This is a genomic window from Rhizobium sp. 768_B6_N1_8, from assembly GCF_051811225.1.
Lineage (GTDB): Bacteria > Pseudomonadota > Alphaproteobacteria > Rhizobiales > Rhizobiaceae > Rhizobium.
The window spans coordinates 4094185-4111464 of the sequence record NZ_JBPWPV010000001.1 but is presented as its reverse complement, the minus strand read 5'-3'; the positions used below and the strand labels follow the sequence as shown (position 1 = coordinate 4111464).

20 protein-coding genes and 1 riboswitch are annotated in these 17280 nt (G+C 59.3%); of the genes, 13 read left to right on the top strand and 7 right to left on the bottom strand.

Going from position 1 to position 17280, the window contains the following annotated elements; genetic code table 11:
* The first annotated feature begins 53 nt into the window (after window positions 1-53).
* From AB8B33_RS20965 to AB8B33_RS20935, 7 genes are all read left to right on the top strand, one after another.
* Window positions 54-443: an AGROH133_08824 family phage infection protein gene (locus AB8B33_RS20965; RefSeq protein WP_113324257.1), complete on the top strand. Its 390-nt coding sequence runs from the start codon at window positions 54-56 to the stop codon at window positions 441-443.
* 255 nt (window positions 444-698) lie between these two features.
* Window positions 699-1265: a F0F1 ATP synthase subunit delta gene (locus tag AB8B33_RS20960; RefSeq protein WP_310385471.1), complete on the top strand. Its 567-nt coding sequence runs from the start codon at window positions 699-701 to the stop codon at window positions 1263-1265.
* Window positions 1265-2794, top strand: coding sequence for a F0F1 ATP synthase subunit alpha (atpA, locus tag AB8B33_RS20955; protein WP_113324255.1), 1530 nt, complete (start codon window positions 1265-1267; stop codon window positions 2792-2794). Before AB8B33_RS20960 ends, atpA begins: the two co-directional genes overlap by 1 nt.
* 28 nt (window positions 2795-2822) lie before the next feature.
* A complete protein-coding gene (locus tag AB8B33_RS20950) occupies window positions 2823-3707 on the top strand; it encodes a F0F1 ATP synthase subunit gamma (RefSeq protein ID WP_113324254.1) in 885 nt (294 codons plus the stop codon).
* Between the two features lie 23 nt (window positions 3708-3730).
* Complete coding sequence (gene atpD, locus AB8B33_RS20945) at window positions 3731-5167, top strand: F0F1 ATP synthase subunit beta (protein WP_310384953.1); 1437 nt, start codon at window positions 3731-3733, stop codon at window positions 5165-5167.
* Window positions 5167-5406 carry a hypothetical protein gene (locus AB8B33_RS20940; RefSeq protein WP_439016757.1) on the top strand — a complete coding sequence of 80 codons (240 nt, stop codon included), beginning with the start codon at window positions 5167-5169 and terminating at the stop codon, window positions 5404-5406. The genes atpD and AB8B33_RS20940 overlap by 1 nt, the downstream gene beginning before the upstream one ends.
* Window positions 5406-5813: a F0F1 ATP synthase subunit epsilon gene (locus tag AB8B33_RS20935; protein WP_113324251.1), complete on the top strand. Its 408-nt coding sequence runs from the start codon at window positions 5406-5408 to the stop codon at window positions 5811-5813. Before AB8B33_RS20940 ends, AB8B33_RS20935 begins: the two co-directional genes overlap by 1 nt.
* Before the next feature lie 260 nt (window positions 5814-6073).
* On the opposite strand, the gene AB8B33_RS20930 is transcribed toward AB8B33_RS20935, so the two are convergent.
* From AB8B33_RS20930 to AB8B33_RS20900, 7 genes are all read right to left on the bottom strand, one after another.
* The gene (locus AB8B33_RS20930) at window positions 6074-6811 is read right to left on the bottom strand and encodes a sugar transferase (RefSeq protein WP_405049739.1); all 738 of its coding nucleotides are present in this window, start codon (window positions 6809-6811) and stop codon (window positions 6074-6076) included.
* 161 nt (window positions 6812-6972) lie between these two features.
* Window positions 6973-8184, bottom strand: a complete 1212-nt coding sequence (locus AB8B33_RS20925) for an acyltransferase family protein (protein ID WP_439016756.1) — start codon at window positions 8182-8184, stop codon at window positions 6973-6975.
* Between the two features lie 65 nt (window positions 8185-8249).
* A complete protein-coding gene (locus AB8B33_RS20920; RefSeq protein ID WP_439016755.1) occupies window positions 8250-9254 on the bottom strand; it encodes an ABC transporter substrate-binding protein in 1005 nt (334 codons plus the stop codon).
* Between the two features lie 10 nt (window positions 9255-9264).
* A complete protein-coding gene (locus tag AB8B33_RS20915) occupies window positions 9265-10020 on the bottom strand; it encodes an ABC transporter ATP-binding protein (protein ID WP_113324247.1) in 756 nt (251 codons plus the stop codon).
* The gene (locus AB8B33_RS20910) at window positions 10017-10808 is read right to left on the bottom strand and encodes an ABC transporter permease (protein WP_439016754.1); all 792 of its coding nucleotides are present in this window, start codon (window positions 10806-10808) and stop codon (window positions 10017-10019) included. The genes AB8B33_RS20915 and AB8B33_RS20910 overlap by 4 nt, the downstream gene beginning before the upstream one ends.
* 14 nt (window positions 10809-10822) lie before the next feature.
* On the bottom strand, window positions 10823-11431 hold the full coding sequence (locus tag AB8B33_RS20905; protein WP_439016753.1) for a YkoF family thiamine/hydroxymethylpyrimidine-binding protein: 609 nt from the start codon (window positions 11429-11431) through the stop codon (window positions 10823-10825).
* Window positions 11422-11535, bottom strand: a riboswitch (TPP riboswitch). It overlaps the preceding gene by 10 nt.
* A gap of 185 nt (window positions 11536-11720) precedes the next feature.
* Complete coding sequence (locus tag AB8B33_RS20900) at window positions 11721-12296, bottom strand: NAD(P)H-dependent oxidoreductase (protein WP_113324244.1); 576 nt, start codon at window positions 12294-12296, stop codon at window positions 11721-11723.
* 81 nt (window positions 12297-12377) lie between these two features.
* Here AB8B33_RS20900 and soxR point away from each other — a divergent pair, with 81 nt between their 5' ends.
* From soxR to AB8B33_RS20870, 6 genes are all read left to right on the top strand, one after another.
* Window positions 12378-12842: a redox-sensitive transcriptional activator SoxR gene (gene soxR, locus AB8B33_RS20895; RefSeq protein ID WP_113324243.1), complete on the top strand. Its 465-nt coding sequence runs from the start codon at window positions 12378-12380 to the stop codon at window positions 12840-12842.
* Window positions 12843-12928: 86 nt separating this feature from the next.
* Complete coding sequence (locus tag AB8B33_RS20890) at window positions 12929-13699, top strand: SDR family oxidoreductase (protein ID WP_113324242.1); 771 nt, start codon at window positions 12929-12931, stop codon at window positions 13697-13699.
* Window positions 13700-13800: 101 nt separating this feature from the next.
* Entirely contained in the window at window positions 13801-14142 is a 342-nt protein-coding gene (locus AB8B33_RS20885) for an ArsR/SmtB family transcription factor (protein WP_113324241.1), read from the top strand.
* Between the two features lie 74 nt (window positions 14143-14216).
* A complete protein-coding gene (locus AB8B33_RS20880) occupies window positions 14217-15110 on the top strand; it encodes a LysR family transcriptional regulator (protein ID WP_113324240.1) in 894 nt (297 codons plus the stop codon).
* Between the two features lie 135 nt (window positions 15111-15245).
* Complete coding sequence (locus AB8B33_RS20875) at window positions 15246-15725, top strand: formate dehydrogenase subunit gamma (RefSeq protein ID WP_113324239.1); 480 nt, start codon at window positions 15246-15248, stop codon at window positions 15723-15725.
* The gene (locus AB8B33_RS20870) at window positions 15722-17278 is read left to right on the top strand and encodes a formate dehydrogenase beta subunit (protein WP_439016752.1); all 1557 of its coding nucleotides are present in this window, start codon (window positions 15722-15724) and stop codon (window positions 17276-17278) included. Before AB8B33_RS20875 ends, AB8B33_RS20870 begins: the two co-directional genes overlap by 4 nt.
* Window positions 17279-17280: the final 2 nt, after the last annotated feature.

The window sequence follows — 17280 nt, the reverse complement described above, 5'->3', positions numbered from 1 at the left end:
TGTCGCTGATCATGGCATAAACGCAGAATCAGCTGATGATTTGGGGTTGAGGCATGGAATTCTACTTTCCGACGGAATTTGGCGAGCAGCTTGCCTTTGGTGCTGCGGCCTTCACCGCGCTTGCTGGCTTCATCATCATGTTCGCCCCCGGTCTTGCCATGCGGGCCTTCGGTCTGGCGCCACGGGGCGAGCGGCGTGAGGGTTACAGCGAAGTTCGATCGATGGGCGGCCTCTATCTTGGTCTCGGGGTTGCCGCGATCATGCTGGCGCAGGACTGGACCTATCTGGCGCTCGGAGCTTCCTTCGCGATGGCTGCTTTTGCGCGCATCATCTCCATCCTTTCTGATAAGGGGAGTACGCTCCTCAATTATTTACTTCTGGTTGTGCAGGCGGTCATAGCCGCATTGCCCCTGCTTCATGTGTTCGGCTTCCTTCAGAGCTGATCCAGAGCTGAAAATAAAGCGTTTCGCAGGCCGCTTTCGGGCGTTTCGGCAATTTTGCTGATAGAAAATCATGCGAATGGCGTATTCGGGCGCTACGCGTGTTGCGAGTCCGGAGATCCTATGTTAGACGGACCCCGAATTTCGGAAGAAGCAAGAGGCTTCTCTTGCGATTTCTGGGGGAAATCAAAACGAATTCAAAGTCATAGGTTCGGCGCCCGCCGAAAGTCGGATTTTGAATTGAAATCAGGGAAATTTGTGCCCGTGGCAGACACGTCCCAGCTTACTTCTGGTGTTGCAGAGCGCTATGCCTCGTCGCTTTTCGAGCTCGCGCTCGAAGAAGGCGCCGTCGACAGCGTTACCGCTGATCTCGATCGTTTCCAGGCCATGCTGGACGAAAGCGAAGACCTGAAGCGCTTTGTCCTGAGCCCGGTCTTTTCCGCAGAAGATCAACTCAAGGCCATCATCGCTCTCAGCGAAAAGGCTGGTCTCTCTGGCTTCTTTGTCAATTTCCTGAAGGTCGTGGCGCGTAACCGCCGCCTGTTTGCCCTGCCGGGCATGATCAAGGCCTTCCGCATCATTGCCGCCAACCATCGCGGCGAAATTTCTGCCGAAGTCACTTCGGCCCATGCTCTCTCCGTAGAGCAGGAAAATGAATTGAAGGTGGCGCTGAAGGGCGTCACCGGCAAAGACGTGGCAATTGCTGTCACGGTTGATCCGTCAATTCTTGGTGGTCTGATCGTCAAGGTCGGGTCCCGTCAGATTGATACGTCTCTTCGTACCAAACTCTCTACCCTTAAGCTTGCATTGAAAGAGGTCGGCTGATGGATATCCGCGCTGCGGAAATTTCCGCAATTCTTAAAGACCAGATCAAGAACTTCGGCAAAGAGGCAGAAGTCTCGGAAGTCGGCCAGGTTCTCTCCGTTGGTGACGGTATCGCTCGCGTTTACGGCCTGGACAACGTCCAGGCTGGTGAAATGGTCGAGTTCCCCGGCGGCATCCGCGGCATGGCGCTGAACCTTGAATCCGACAATGTCGGTGTCGTTATTTTCGGCTCCGACCGCGACATCAAGGAAGGCGACACTGTCAAGCGTACCGGCGCGATCGTCGACGTTCCGGTCGGTCCGGAACTGCTCGGCCGCGTTGTCGACGCTCTCGGCAACCCGATCGATGGCAAGGGCCCGATCAATGCGACCCGCCGTTCGCGCGTCGACATCAAGGCTCCGGGCATCATTCCGCGCAAGTCGGTCCATGAGCCGATGTCAACCGGCCTCAAGGCCATCGACGCGCTCATCCCGGTCGGTCGCGGCCAGCGCGAGCTCGTCATCGGCGACCGCCAGACCGGCAAGACCGCGATCCTTCTCGACGCGTTCCTCAACCAGAAGGCCATCCATGACAACGGTCCGGAAGGCGAAAAGCTTTACTGCGTCTACGTCGCTGTCGGCCAGAAGCGTTCGACCGTCGCGCAGTTCGTCAAGGTGCTCGAAGAACGTGGCGCACTGAAGTATTCGATCATCGTCGCTGCGACCGCTTCCGATCCGGCGCCGATGCAGTTCCTGGCTCCGTTTGCCGGCTGCGCCATGGGCGAATATTTCCGTGATAACGGCATGCATGCGCTGATCGGTTATGACGACCTGTCCAAACAGGCCGTTTCCTACCGTCAGATGTCGCTGCTGCTGCGCCGCCCGCCGGGCCGCGAAGCTTATCCGGGTGACGTTTTCTACCTGCACTCGCGTCTTCTCGAGCGCGCTGCAAAGATGAACGACGACAAGGGCGCCGGTTCGCTGACCGCTCTGCCGGTCATCGAAACCCAGGGTAACGACGTTTCGGCCTTCATTCCGACCAACGTGATCTCGATCACCGACGGCCAGATCTTCCTCGAAACCGACCTGTTCTATCAGGGTATCCGTCCGGCCGTTAACGTCGGTCTGTCGGTTTCCCGCGTCGGTTCCTCGGCTCAGATCAAGGCCATGAAGCAGGTTGCCGGCTCGATCAAGGGCGAACTTGCCCAGTATCGCGAAATGGCTGCCTTCGCCCAGTTCGGTTCGGACCTTGACGCTGCTACCCAGCGCCTGCTGAACCGCGGTGCACGCCTGACCGAGCTCCTGAAGCAGCCGCAGTTCTCGCCGCTGAAGACGGAAGAGCAGGTCGCCGTGATCTTCGCAGGCGTCAATGGTTACCTCGACAAGCTGCCGGTCACTCAGGTCGGCAAGTTCGAACAGGGCCTGTTGTCCTATCTGCGTTCGGAAGGCTCTGCCATCCTCGATGCGATCCGCACGGAAAAGGCTATCAGCGACGCTACGAAGGGCAAGCTCGTTGCTGCTCTCGACAGCTTCGCCAAGTCTTTCCAGTAATCAGGCCCTAGGTTAGGACGGATAGCGGATGCCTTCACTTAAGGATCTGAAAAACCGGATCGCCTCCGTCAAGGCGACGCAGAAGATCACCAAGGCGATGAAGATGGTCGCCGCGGCGAAGCTTCGGCGTGCGCAGGAGGCGGCCGAGGCCGCCCGGCCTTATTCGCAGCGTATGGGTGCGGTCCTGGCGAATATCGCCAAGGCCGTTACCGATGCGGACGGCGCGCCGGTCCTGATGACCGGTACGGGCAAGGATCAGGTACACCTGCTCGTCGTCTGCACGGCCGAACGCGGCCTGTGTGGCGGCTTCAATTCGCAGATTGCTCGCTTTGCTCGCGATCACGTTCGCAAGCTGGTCGCCGAAGGCAAGACTGTGAAGATCTTCACCGTCGGCAAGAAGGGCTATGACATCCTGCGTCGCGAATTCGCGTCGCTGATCGTCGAGCGCAAGGAACTGCGCGAAGTCAAGAAGATCGGTTTCGAGAATGCCGATCAGATCGGCAAGCGTATCATCGAGATGTATGAAGCCGGTGAGTTCGACGTTTGCACGCTGTTCTACTCGGAATTCAAGTCGGTGATCAGCCAGATCCCAACCGCGCAGCAGCTCATCCCGGCCAAGGCTCCTGAAGCTGTCACCGAAGATGCAGCCCATGCTGGTGCCGTCTATGAATACGAGCCGGATCCGGCGTCGATCCTCGACGAGCTGATCCCGCGCAACATCTCTGTCCAGATCTTCCGAGCTCTCCTTGAGAACGTTGCGGGCGAAATGGGTGCCAAGATGAGCGCGATGGACAATGCGACGCGCAATGCTGGTGAGATGATCAACAAGCTGACGTTGAGCTACAACCGTCAGCGTCAGGCTCAGATCACCAAGGAACTGATTGAAATCATTTCGGGCGCGGAAGCGCTCTGAGGTTAGGAAAAGAGGGTCAGAAAATGGCTGAGGCAGCTACCCCCAAGACCGGCTCTGTCGGCAGAGTCACACAGGTTATCGGCGCCGTCGTTGACGTTGCTTTCGAAGGCGAACTGCCGAAGATCCTGAATGCGCTGGAAACCGACAACAACGGCAACCGTCTGGTTCTCGAAGTTGCTCAGCACCTCGGCGAAAACGTAGTCCGTACCATTGCGATGGACTCGTCCGAAGGTCTTGTTCGCGGTCAGAAAGTCACTGATACCGGTGCTCCGATCATGGTTCCGGTCGGTAACGAGACGCTCGGCCGTATCATGAACGTCATCGGTGAGCCGGTCGACGAAGCTGGTCCGTTGGTTACCGCTCACAAGCGTTCGATCCACCAGGACGCTCCGGCTTACGTCGATCAGTCCACGGAAGCGCAGATCCTTGTCACCGGCATCAAGGTCGTCGACCTTCTCGCGCCTTACGCACGCGGCGGCAAGATCGGCCTTTTCGGTGGTGCAGGCGTCGGCAAGACCGTTCTCATCATGGAACTGATCAACAACGTTGCCAAGGCGCATGGTGGTTACTCGGTTTTCGCAGGGGTCGGTGAACGCACCCGCGAAGGCAACGACCTCTACCACGAAATGATCGAATCGAATGTCAACAAGCACGGCGGTGGCGAAGGTTCCAAGGCTGCGCTCGTTTACGGCCAGATGAACGAACCGCCGGGCGCCCGCGCTCGCGTCGCTCTGACCGGTCTGACGGTTGCAGAACACTTCCGCGACCAGGGCCAGGACGTTCTGTTCTTCGTCGACAACATCTTCCGCTTCACGCAGGCTGGCTCGGAAGTGTCGGCTCTGCTCGGCCGTATTCCTTCGGCCGTGGGTTATCAGCCGACGCTCGCAACCGACATGGGTCAGATGCAGGAACGCATCACCACGACGACGACGGGCTCGATCACCTCGGTTCAGGCCATTTACGTTCCGGCCGACGACTTGACCGACCCGGCACCGGCAACCTCGTTTGCTCACCTGGACGCAACGACCGTTCTGTCGCGTTCGATCGCTGAAAAGGGCATCTACCCGGCCGTCGATCCGCTCGACTCCACGTCGCGCATGCTCGACCCGATGGTTGTCGGCGAAGAGCATTACGAAGTGGCCCGCAAGGTCCAGTCGACGCTGCAGCGCTACAAGGCCCTGCAGGACATCATCGCGATCCTTGGCATGGACGAACTGTCCGAAGAGGACAAGATTGCCGTTGCCCGCGCCCGCAAGATCGAGCGCTTCCTGTCGCAGCCATTCTTTGTTGCCGAAGTCTTCACCGGCTCGCCGGGCAAGCTCGTTGCTCTCGAAGACACGATCAAGGGCTTCAAGGGCCTCGTCAACGGCGAGTACGACCATCTGCCGGAAGCAGCCTTTTACATGGTTGGTTCGATGGACGAAGCTGTCGAGAAAGCCAAGAAGCTCGCAGCAGCTTGATGAGCGACGCTCGGGACGAGATATTCTGCTGCGACACCCTCAAAAGTGTCGTGGCAGAGCTTCCTGAACCGGCAGCGCCGACCATCTACCGTGCCGATAACGGCGTGATGATGATGGTCGTCGGGTTGGCTCAGAGCGAGGAAGGCCTCGGTTATCTCGACCATGCGATAATGCACTGCCCGTTCTGCGGGACCAAACTGCAAGATGCAGAAGCCATAGCCGAGAAGGTAAGTCACTGATGGCTGACAATTTCAACTTTGAGCTCGTTTCGCCGGAGCGTCTGCTGCTGTCGGAGATGGTGACCGAGGTCGTCATTCCCGCGACCGAAGGCGAAATGACTGTTATGGCCAACCATGCTCCGACGATGACGACCATCAAGCCGGGTATCGTGAGCGTGCGTTCCGGTTCCGGATCGAAGCAGGATTACGTCGTGTTCGGCGGTTTCGCCGACATCCTACCGACTGGCTGCACGCTGCTTGCCGAATCCGCTGTTCCGGTCCAAGAGCTCAACAAGGATGAACTCACTCGCCGCATCGAAGCTGCGAAGAAGGAACTCGAAGATGCCGAGCATCACGAGCACAAGTCCAGGCTAGAGCACTTCATCATGGAACTGACCCACCTGCGCGGTGTCGTCCAGCAAGACTGATCGGCTCGGCCCGAGATAAACACAGTGAGAAAAGCGGCTTTCAAGGCCGCTTTTCTTTTTGCTAAGCCGCTCTGAACGGGGCTCAGCCATTCGCCATGCAGAGAACCGCATGGAGGCGAGCTGAGACATCCTGGAAAGTTTCTTGATGCCGAGGAGGCAGTTCTTATCACGGCGAAGGCTGCTGTTTCCACCCGGACCACGGAAACGAAAACAGGCGGCTTTTGACTGCCTGTGCCGGAGATTTCCTTAGCAGGACCTTCTTAGAAGCCAGTGCCACCGCGTAGTTCGGACAGCAGCGTGCCGAACAGGATCTTCATATCCAGCCAGAGGCTGAAATTTCTGATGTAATAGATATCGCTGGCGATGCGGGCTCGTGCCTCTGTCGGGCGCCCTGTCGGACCGCGCCAGCCGCGCGTCTGGGCGAGGCCGGTAATGCCCGGCCGCATCAGATGGCGATAATGATATTCGGGCACCAGTTCTTCGTAGAGCATGCCGGCCGCGCGCATGTTGATAGCATGGCAGCGGGGGCCGACGAGCGACATATCGCCTTTGATGACGTTGAGGAGTTGCGGCAGCTCGTCGATGTTGGTCTTGCGCAGGAATGCGCCGATCCGCGTCACGCGCCGGTCATCCTTGACTGTCTGTTCGATGCCGGTGGGATCGCAGAGATCCGCACGCATGGAGCGGAACTTGTAGACGGTGATCTTGCTGCCCTTCAGGCCCCAGCGAATCTGCCGGAAAAATACCGGCCCGCCATCATCGATCACGATGAGAAGCGCAATCGTCAGAAGTACGGGAAACAGGATGACCAGCGCGCCTGTTGCACCGAAAATGTCGAAAGCTCTCTTCAAGCCGAGCTGAAGCCTGTTCCGGCCATCCAAAGAGACAAAGCTTTCCGGCTGGCGAATGTTGGAATTCGCTGCGTCGAGAGCCATCATCTTCACTGCTTTTGCAGAGAAGGCCGTGTCTTGGAGCTTATTTGAAGTAAACACGTTCATTAAGCAACGTCCGTGGAAATACTCGCATATTGCGTCGCGCTGGCACAAATACATGGACGGGATCGATTTGTCACCCGCTTCCTTAATGTTTTCGTAACCATAACAGAGCCAAATTTGGGAGTATTTCGAATATGTTCCTGATATTTTTGGTTGGTTGGGAATTAACTATATTGAGTAGTGGCTGAATTCTTGCGCGTTATGCGTGCGGCGCGCCGTATTGCCTGTCGTTCGACAGCGAAATAGCTGAAGCTTGCGAGAAGAAAAGTGATCGCCGTCGCAAAGATGCAGCCGATAAACCAGTCCCGTAGCGGATGATCTTCGCCGATGCCGAATATGGCTGGAGAGATCGTCTGCATCGAGGTTAGAACGATGTCCTGCCAGATATAGATGCCGAATGAGACGGTTGCCGTGAAGCGCATGAAGGTATTGTCGAGCAATGCCGCAAGCAGCACGGAGCGTGAGAGGGCCACAAGCGCAACAGCGATCATGGCCGGAAACAGCGGAAAGGCGTAGGGGATTCCGAGCCATCCATAGGCTTCCCAAGGTCCGCCTGTTGAAAGCGGCAGCTGGGAGCCGGCGGTGACCAGGCAGGCAAGCGCAACGATGTCGAACCAGATCTGATGCTTTCGCGGCAACATGATCTGAATGCCGGCTGCGAGCGTACCGAGCGCAAAGACGGCGAAGAAGCCGACGGGATTATAGTTCGGCATCCACTCCTTCGCGCCGCCCTGCATGCCATATTGCCAGCCACGATCAATCTCGTTGGGGGGAACAAGCGTACGGAAGGTCTCATGGGTAAGCAGCGTCACGGCAATGATGCCGAACCAGGCAAGGCGCGTGACGAGCGGAGAACGGCGTTTTTCCGGGATAGCGAAAAGCCAGAGGAAGCCAAGCGGCAGCAGCACGTAGCTCGTTACTTCGAAAGATATGGACCAGAGCGGGCCGTTGCCTTCGACAGGAAAAAAGGTGCGCCAGTGCCATTGGCTCATGAAGAAGAGACCGCTGACATAGCGCATAACAAGTTCCGGCGTCAGTGCGTGCCCGAGCAGAGTAATGCTGAGGATGAAGCCCGCCGTCAGAGCCACCCAATAACCGGGCACGATGCGGGCCGCGCGACGCAGCACGTAGGTGCGCAGGTCAGGCATGGCGCAACCGGCATCAAGGGAACGCCAGAACGGCAAGGCCAGCAGGAAACCGCTGAGGATGAAGAAGATGGCGACGCCGAAATTGCCGAAGCGCAGGGCGGTCAGCGTCGGCCGCAATCCCTCGGTCTTGTTGAGGTCGATGCGCAGAATGAGATGGTGGATAAGGACAAGCAGGCAGGCGGCTGCACGCAAGAAATCCGCTCCGGCCACCCGGTCCTGCTGCTGCATGTCACTCCCTCGCTCCTTGCCGGACTTTGCAGCGGAAAGCTGCTGCCGGCAAGGGCAGGGTCATCTCAGCCAAGCAGATCGTTGGTGTAATAGCCGGAAAAATCGGGCTTTTCCTTCAACGCCGCACCATTGGCATCGAGCAGGATGCCATGGTCGAACAGGAAAGCGCCGATCGCTTCGGCCTTGGCCGGATCGATGATGCCGATCGTGCCATTGTCGCCCTTGAGGAAATGGCCTTCGACCAGCGCCTTTTGCGATGCCTTGACCAGTTCGGTATTCAGCAACGCGCCGTTGCTGCCGGCAATCAGGAGGTCACAGGCCTCGTCCGGATTATCGACCGAATAGGCGTAACCCTTGAGCGTTGCCTGGATGAAGGCGCGGGCATTTTGCGGATTGGCCGAGAGATAGGCGTCACTGGAAGCGATCGCGGTCGTCTGTTCGTCAGGTATGCCGTAATCGCTATAGCGCCAGCGGCCGACCTGCCGGTTCTCCAGTTGGGCCGCGATGCCCTCCCAGGTGTAGATTTCCAGCGTGAAGTCCACGGCGCCGTTATCGAGCGCCTCATAGGCCGAGGTGCCGAGCGTGACATTCTGGAAGGTTCCCTTGCCGCCGTCGTTGCGGATCATCGCGGAGATGAGCGCCTCCTCCCATGCGCCGCCGAAGCCGCCATAGGTTTTTCCGTCCAGGTCCTTGGGGCTTTTGATATCGTTGCGGCCGCCCTTGAAGATCAGCCTGCCGGTTTCCGTCTGCACGACGGCATAGACGAGTTTCACATCAGCGCCGGCGGCGCGCTGGGTAAAGGTCTCGATCTCTCCGCAAATGCCGAAATCGGCAACGCCGTTCGCGACCAGCGTGCCAGCGCTGGTATCGGCATAGGGTAGGATCTCGACATCGAGGCCGGCGGCCTCATAGAAGCCCTTCGCCTTGGCGACATAGATGCCGATATGATTGGTGTTCGGCGTCCAGTCGAGCGCGATACGCACCTTGGCGGCGGATTGGGCGAAGGCAGCACGGCCGGCGAGGCTTGCGGCCATGGCGGCAAAAAGGGTTTGTCGGCGGGTGAGAAGCATCGGGACCTCCTCAGGTTCTTTGCGGATGCAGCAATGTTTGAAGAATTTCGGTTTCGATCGCCTGGGCGGCCGGGGAGCCGAGATCGGCAAGCGTGCGCGGCCTTTTCAGCGGCACTTCGAACTCCCTGATCACGGTCGCCGGGCGGGCAGAAAGCACATAGATGCGGTCAGACAGGAAAACGGCTTCCCGCACATCATGGGTGATCAGCAGGGCCGTCCAGCGATGATCGGTCCACATGCCCTGCAGCCATTCCTGCATCTGGGTGCGGGTCAGCGCGTCGAGTGCCCCGAAAGGCTCGTCGAGCAGCAGCATGTCCTGCCGCTGGATCACGGTGCGCAGCAGGGCCGCGCGCTGGCGCATGCCGCCTGAAAGGGCCGCGGGATAGTGATTTTCGAAACCGGCAAGGCCGAAGCGTTCAAAGAGAGGGGCGGCAACCGCTCGTGCCTGGCTGCGGCGCATACCGTGCACTTCGAGGCCAAGGATCGCATTGTCGATGACGCTTCGCCACGGCATCAGCGCATCGCGCTGGGGCATGAAGGCGAATGCGTGCGCCGCTTGCGAAAGCGACATGCCGTCAAAGAGAATGTGGCCTTTATCGGCCTGCAGCGCCTGTGTCAGCAAACGGAGGATCGTCGATTTGCCGGAGCCGGAGGGGCCGACGATCGAGACGAATTCTCCTCTGGCGATATGAAGAGAAATGTCCTTCAGCACTTCCATGCCGTCGAAGGACTTCGAGACGTTCTTCAGCTCAAGCATCCCGCTCATCGGCGTTTCTCCGCAGGAGATTGCCAGGGCATGACGAAACGCTGCACCGCCAGCGTGAGACCGAAGAGGCAGAGGGTGAGGAGGGCGCTCACGACGACGGCGGCAAGCACGAGGTCGGGCCGAAAATTGTTCTTGGCATTGAGGATATAGATCCCGAGGCCACGTGCGGCACCTGCATATTCGGCGAAGATAGCGCCGACCACGGCATAGGTGATCGAAATGCGCAGGCCGGCAAAGAAGAAGGGCATGGCGGAGGGAAGCCTCGCCAGGCAGAAGATGCGCCAGCGGCTTGCCTTCATGGAACTCAGAAGCTCGGCGATATCTCGGTCCGTCGCTTCATAGCCCTGAAGCAGGGCTACCAGCAGCGGAAAGAAAGTGACGAGAGCAACGAGCAGAAGCTTCGGCAGCAGCCCGAAACCGAACCAGAGCACGACCAAGGGGGCAATCGCGACCAGCGGTAATGTCTGGCTGACGATGAAGAGCGGCAGCAGCGCGCGGCGCATGAAGGGCACGAAATCCATCAGCACAGACGAGGCGAAGGCGAAGACCAGCGACAAAGCGAAACCGCCGAGCGTCGCGCCAAGCGTCGGCCAGGTGTTGTCGAGCAGCGCCTGCCTGTTCAGCCAGCCCTGTGTCAGGATGCGCGAAGGCGAGGGCAGAATGGAGGGCTTGATGCCGGAGAGATCGACATAGAGCTCCCAGACGGCCAGGAAGGCAAACACGGCAAGAATGGCGGGCAAGGCCCGCCTCAGTGGCGCAAATGTCGAATCCGGTTTCGATAAGGTCATTGCCGTCAAGCGTCTCAGGCTTTGCTCGGGCTGTTCGCGGAGACCGTGATATCCAGCGTCACATGGCCTTCGGGATCGCCAAAGCGATAGAAGGCTTCATGGATGGTCGCGAAGATCGCGCCGGCATCGCCGCGCAACTTGGTGCAGAAATTCTTGGAGCGGTCGAATGTGCCCGAGCGCTTCAGGAAATCGATGCAGCCGTAGATCTCGTCCATATGGGTGCCCGTTCCCATAACGTACAGAGAAAATTGGGCGGCCGTTGGCTGGCCGGTTTCTGTGGTGTCCTTGACTGCCGCGATCGCGGCTTCCACTCGCTCGGCGAGCGGCTCGGATCGGCTGGAAGACAGGCCGGCGCCACAGATCGCATCATCCGGTTCGCCGGGGCAGCCCCGCGAGATCGCGGCGGACAATACGCAATGCTCGCCGCTTGCGGCAGCCGAGACGAAGAGGTCGCGCATGGCGGCAAACAACACGTCGGGCGGGCCGACCATCAGCGTGGAAATATCGTCGGTTTCGATGCGAAGACGATCACGATAGGGATCGAGAGCCTTGATAGCGTCAAGGATGATGCCGACGAAATTGCCGGACATCGGATATAGAGACACTTGTGCGCCGGAAAACATTTGGACCTCGCTCCGCTGGCATTACCCAGATCAGCTTTGAAGGGTCCGGAGGCATGCGCCTCACATCTCAGCCCCGGCAATTCGGAGCTCCCCCGTGAAATTGTGGCGGAAGCTAGCACCGGGCCTGCGATACCGCAACCGTAAAATTCCTATCCGGCTACACGGTCGGAAAGGGCCAGGGCAGTTCGGACGCAGCTGTCAAGTGTTGGGAGGAACACCCGGACGGAGGTCCTGTCCGGGTGCCCAGCCGGTTCCGTACCTGCCAGAGACGGAATCGGATGTCGTTGTCTCAGGCGGCGATGCCGGCATAAGGAGTGTCGCTGCGGGCGGCGATCAGCGCCTCAGTCCACCATTGCAACTGGGCCATCATTCGGGAAAGCCGGCGCAACGTATCTTCCGTATCCTGCAGTCGGCCTTCATTGTCGAAACGGCGCCAGGGGGAACTGAAGCTGACGGCATCGCAAATCGTGACGGCGTGAAGCTCCGCAAAGACGAGGCGGAGCTGTTCGACCGCCCGCAATCCGCCGGAGACGCCGCCATAGCAGACGAAGGCGATCGGCTTGCCGTGCCACGGCTCGGCGAAGAGATCGATGAGGAATTTCAGGGAAGCGGTGAAACTGTGGTTATATTCCGGCGTGACGAGGATGAAGCCATCAGCCTGATGGAGCCTGTCAGCAAGCCGCCTTGCCTCCGGATGATGTGGTAGATGCTCTCGCGGCAGCGAGAATGCCAGGGGGTCGATGATGTCGATCTCGAATTGTGGAAAGCGGGTCAACTCTCTTTCGAGCCATTTCACAACCCTGTCGCAGATGCGCCCCTCACGCGTGCTGCCGTAGATGACCGCAAGCCTCATGGGTTTCTGCATGCATTGCTCCTTCTCGTTGCGGCTTTACGGCCTCGGGAGCGGAGTCTATAAAACCTCAACTAATATAGAGGTCAATAGGCGATGCAGCAAAATCCGGCATTCTCCTTGAGCAGGCTCCTGACGGTGGGCGAGGTGGCAGAGCGCAGCGGACTTGCGGTTTCTGCCCTGCATTTCTACGAGGCGAAGGGGCTGATCTCCAGCATCCGCACCCGCGGCAACCAGCGCCGATACGGCCGCGATGTGCTACGGCGCCTCGGCATTATCAAGGTGGCGCAACGGGTCGGCATTCCGCTTGCCGAAATCCAGACTGCCTTCGAAACTCTGCCGCAGAGCCGGACGCCGACAGTCGGGGACTGGCAGAAACTGTCTGCGCTCTGGAAGGATGATCTCGATGCGCGCATCAAGCAGCTGAGCCTGCTGCGTGACCATCTGACGAGCTGTATTGGCTGCGGCTGTCTCTCGATCGACGCCTGTCCGCTACGCAATCCCTTTGACGTGCTCGGCAGGCAAGGCGCCGGTGCGCGGCTTCTCGACCCGGGGGCTTAGACCTTCGGGCTTTCTTTTGGCCGATGGCCGCATATGTTAGGCCTGATAGCGCAAGCGGCGGGCCGGCCCGCAAGGAGGAGAGCTTCGTGTTTCATCCCAAATTGTTCGAAAACCGCAATGTCGTCGTGACAGGTGCAGGCCGCGGTATCGGCCTCGAAGTTGCCCGGCAGTTTCTGGATTGCGGTGCGCGCGTGCTTGTCCATACCGGGCGCGATGGGGAACGTGAATTGCCGGATTTTCTGCTGACCGCCGAATCGGAACGTCGGGCCCTGCTGTTGCCCGCAGATTTCCTGCAGCCGGGCGGGGCTGCGAAGTTTGCGGAAGAGGCGCTCGAATTCTTCGACAAGGTGCATGTGCTGGTCAACAATGCCGGCACGATGTATGGGCGTTTTCCCGCAGGTGAGTTGACCGATGCCGATTATGAGACTGTCGTGCGCCTCAACCAGACGTCGGTGGTGGAGTTGACACGAGCGCTGCTTCCGGCGCTCCGGGCGGCAGGGGGCGCTGCTATCGTCAACACCGTTTCGATTTCGGCGCTGACGGGCGGAAGCCCCGGTTCTGCAATATATTCCGCATCGAAGGCATTTGTTGCGACCTATTCGAAAGCGCTGGCCCGAGAGCTTGCGCCTGATGGTATCAGGGTCAACTGCGTCTCGCCCGGCACGATCGAAACCGATTTCCATGCACGCTATTCATCGCGTGAAAAGCTGGAGCAGACGCGCAAGTCGATCCCACTACAGCGGCTCGGAACAGCAGAGGATTGTGCCCCCGCCTATCTCTTCCTGGCGGCTCCATCACTCTCAGGTTACATCACGGGTCAAGTCCTGGAGATCAATGGTGGCCAGCTTATTTGCTGATTTGTTTGGACTTTTTTTGGCATTTCGCGACATTTGACGAATTCGCTTCTGCGAATATGATATTGTACTGATCTATCCTATTACCTCCTTCCGAGAAGCAAATGCCATTGCCTAAACCGAAGCCGGGCATGACCGGCCAGGACTTGCAGAAGCTTGCTGACAAAGCCCACGAGGCGAGCGATCTCCTGAAGGCGCTAGCCCATCAGACCCGGTTGCTCATCCTCTGTATCCTGTCGGAAGGGGAAAAGACGGTCGGCGAAATCGAGGATATCCTTGGAATACAGCAGGCTATGGTGTCCCAGCAGCTTGCGCGACTGAGGCTCGAAGGCCTCGTCAATACGCGGCGCGACGGGCGGCTTGTCTATTACAGCATGGGCAACGAAAGCGTCATGGCTTTCCTCGAATCACTTTTCAGTCTCTTTCCGGTTGCCGAGACGGGCTGAGCCTGCCAGCTCTTGCGAAGCCGGACGGCAAGCCGCAAAGATAGGCCTCATGCCCAATTCGGCAGGGAGGCCGGATGATCGACAAGCTGGAATTCTTCATCGCACTCGCTAATGAGAAACATTTCGGTCGTGCGGCAGAGGAATGCGGCGTCTCCCAACCCACGCTCTCGGCCGCCATTCGCCAGCTGGAAGATCAGCTGGGCGTCATGCTGGTGCAGCGTGGCTCCCGCTTTCAAGGATTGACGCCGGAAGGACAGCGTGTGCTCGAATGGGCGCGCCGCATCGTCGGGGACACGCGCACGATGCGCGAGGAAATGCGCGCCGCCCGCAAGGGTCTCTCCGGCCATCTGCGTCTGGCGTCCATTCCGACCGCGCTCGCGATGCTGTCGCGAATCACAACGCCCTTCCAGGAACGGCATCCCGACGTCACCTTCTCCATCGTCTCGCGCAATTCGCTGCAGGTGCTGAGCATGCTCGAAAACCTCGAGATCGATGCCGGCGTCACCTATCTGGAAAACGAGCCGCTCGGGCGCGTCACTTCTGTGCCCCTCTATGCGGAGCGCTATAATCTCATCACCGCCGCCGGCAGTCCGCTCTCGGATCGCGAGAGTGTGACATGGCGTGAAGTGGGTGATCTTCGGCTTTGCCTATTGACGGCTGACATGCAGAACCGGCGTATCATCAACCGGCATTTGGCCGAAGCAGGCGCAACAGTCCATCCGACACTCGAATCGAATTCGATGATCGTTCTTTTTTCGCACGTGCGGACTGGCCGCTGGGCAAGCATCATGCCGCGTAACGTTGCGATATCATTCGGCTTTCCTGCGGAGATCCGGATGATCCCGATCGTCGAGCCGGAGGCGCACCATCTCGTCGGCCTTGTCGCTCCTTATCGGGAACCTTTCACGCCGCTTGTCTCCGCCTTGTTGCATGAAGCAAGAACACTCGTTGAAGACGCGGAACTATGATAGAAAAAAGCTATCAATCAACAAGACTGCTTTATTGATTGCAACCTGCTTCCCTGAGACAGTTCCCTAGAAATCGCAATGACATGGGGAGTTTTGCGGTTCCCAGGGAATGCGCAAGCCGAAGGGAGGCTGCTGATGAATATACGTATCGCCCAGGGCGATATCGCCGGGCGTATCCGTTCGATCGTTGCTGATCTTCGATCCCTCGAAGGCCCACTGCTCCCCATTCTGCATGAGGTTCAGGACGAGTTCGGTTACGTGCCGCAGGAGGCCCTGCCAGTCATCGCAGATGAGCTCAATCTTTCTCGCGCCGAGGTCCACGGTGTCGTAACCTTCTATCATGATTATCGTGATCATCCTGCCGGTCGGCACGTGCTGAAGCTCTGTCGCGCCGAAGCCTGCCAGTCGATGGGTGGCGATGCACTGGCCGAGCGTATCAAGACCCTGCTCGGCATCGATTTTCATCAAACGACACACGACGGCAGCGTCACGCTGGAGCCTGTCTACTGTCTCGGTCTCTGTGCCTGCGCGCCGGCCGCCATGTTCGATGGCGAAGTGCATGGCCGCGTCGATGACGACCTGGCGGCCGAACTCGTCGAGGAGGCGCGCCGATGACTGTGAAGATTTATGTTCCGCGCGATGCCGCAGCGCTCTCGCTCGGGGCCGAGAAGGTGGCAATGGCGATTACCCAGGAGATCGCCGCCCGCGGCCTTGATGCGACCGTCGTGCGCAACGGCTCGCGCGGAATGTTCTGGCTGGAGCCGCTGGTTGAGGTTGAGGTGTCCGGGAAACGGATCGGCTATGGGCCGGTCAAGGCGAAGGATGTCGTCGGGCTGTTCGATGCGGGACTGATTGACGGCGGGGCGCATGCGCTCTGTCTTGGGGAGGTCGAGGACCTCCCGTTCCTGAAAGGGCAGACCCGTCTCACCTTTGCCCGCTGCGGCATTACCGATCCGCTTTCGCTTGATGATTACGAGGCCCACGGTGGGCTTGCCGGTCTTCGCCGTGCAGTGTCGATGCAGCCTGCCGATGTCGTCAAGGAAGTCACCGATTCCGGCCTTCGCGGCCGCGGCGGCGCGGGCTTTCCGACCGGCATCAAATGGAAGACGGTGCTCGATGCCGCCGGTTCGCGCAAATATATCGTCTGCAATGCAGATGAGGGCGACAGCGGTACCTTTGCCGACCGGATGATCATGGAAGGCGATCCTTTCGTGCTCATCGAAGGCATGGCGATTGCCGGGCTTGCGACTGGCGCCACGAAAGGTTTCGTCTATACGCGTTCGGAATATCCGCATGCGATCGCCACGATGACGCAGGCGGTGGAAATCGCCCGAAAGGCTGGCATTCTGGGCGCTTCGGTGCTCGGCTCCGGCAAGGAATTCGACATGGAGATCCGCACCGGTGCGGGCGCCTATGTGTGCGGCGAGGAAACGGCGCTGCTCAACAGCCTCGAAGGCAAGCGGGGCATCGTGCGCGCCAAGCCGCCGCTGCCGGCGCATAAGGGCCTGTTCAACTGTCCGACCGTCATCAACAATGTCATCTCGCTCGCGTCCGTGCCTGTGATCATGGACAAGGGGGCCGCCTTCTATCGCGATTTCGGCATGGGCCGGTCACGCGGCACCATCCCGCTGCAGATCGGCGGCAATGTAAAATATGGCGGTCTCTACGAAACCGCCTTCGGTCTTTCGCTCGGCGATATCGTCGACAAGATCGGCGGCGGCACTGTGTCCGGCCGGCCGGTGAAGGCGGTGCAGGTGGGAGGGCCGCTTGGCGCCTATTTCCCGCGTGCGCTGTTCGATACCCCGTTCGACTATGAGGCCTTTGCCGCCAAGGATGGGCTTATCGGTCATGCTGGTCTGGTCATCTTCGATGATACGGCCGACATGCTGAAGCAGGCACGCTTTGCGATGGAATTCTGCGCGGTGGAAAGCTGCGGCAAGTGCACGCCCTGCCGCATCGGCTCGACCCGCGGGGTCGAAACCGCAGACAAGATCGCCCAGGGCATCGAGCCCGAAAAGAACCGCGAACTGCTCGCAGATCTCTGCAACACGATGAAGTTCGGCTCGCTCTGTGCGCTCGGCGGCTTCACGCCCTATCCTGTCATGAGCGCGATGACGCATTTCCCGGACGATTTTGCTCCGGTCCCTCTCATTGAAGCAGCGGAATAGAC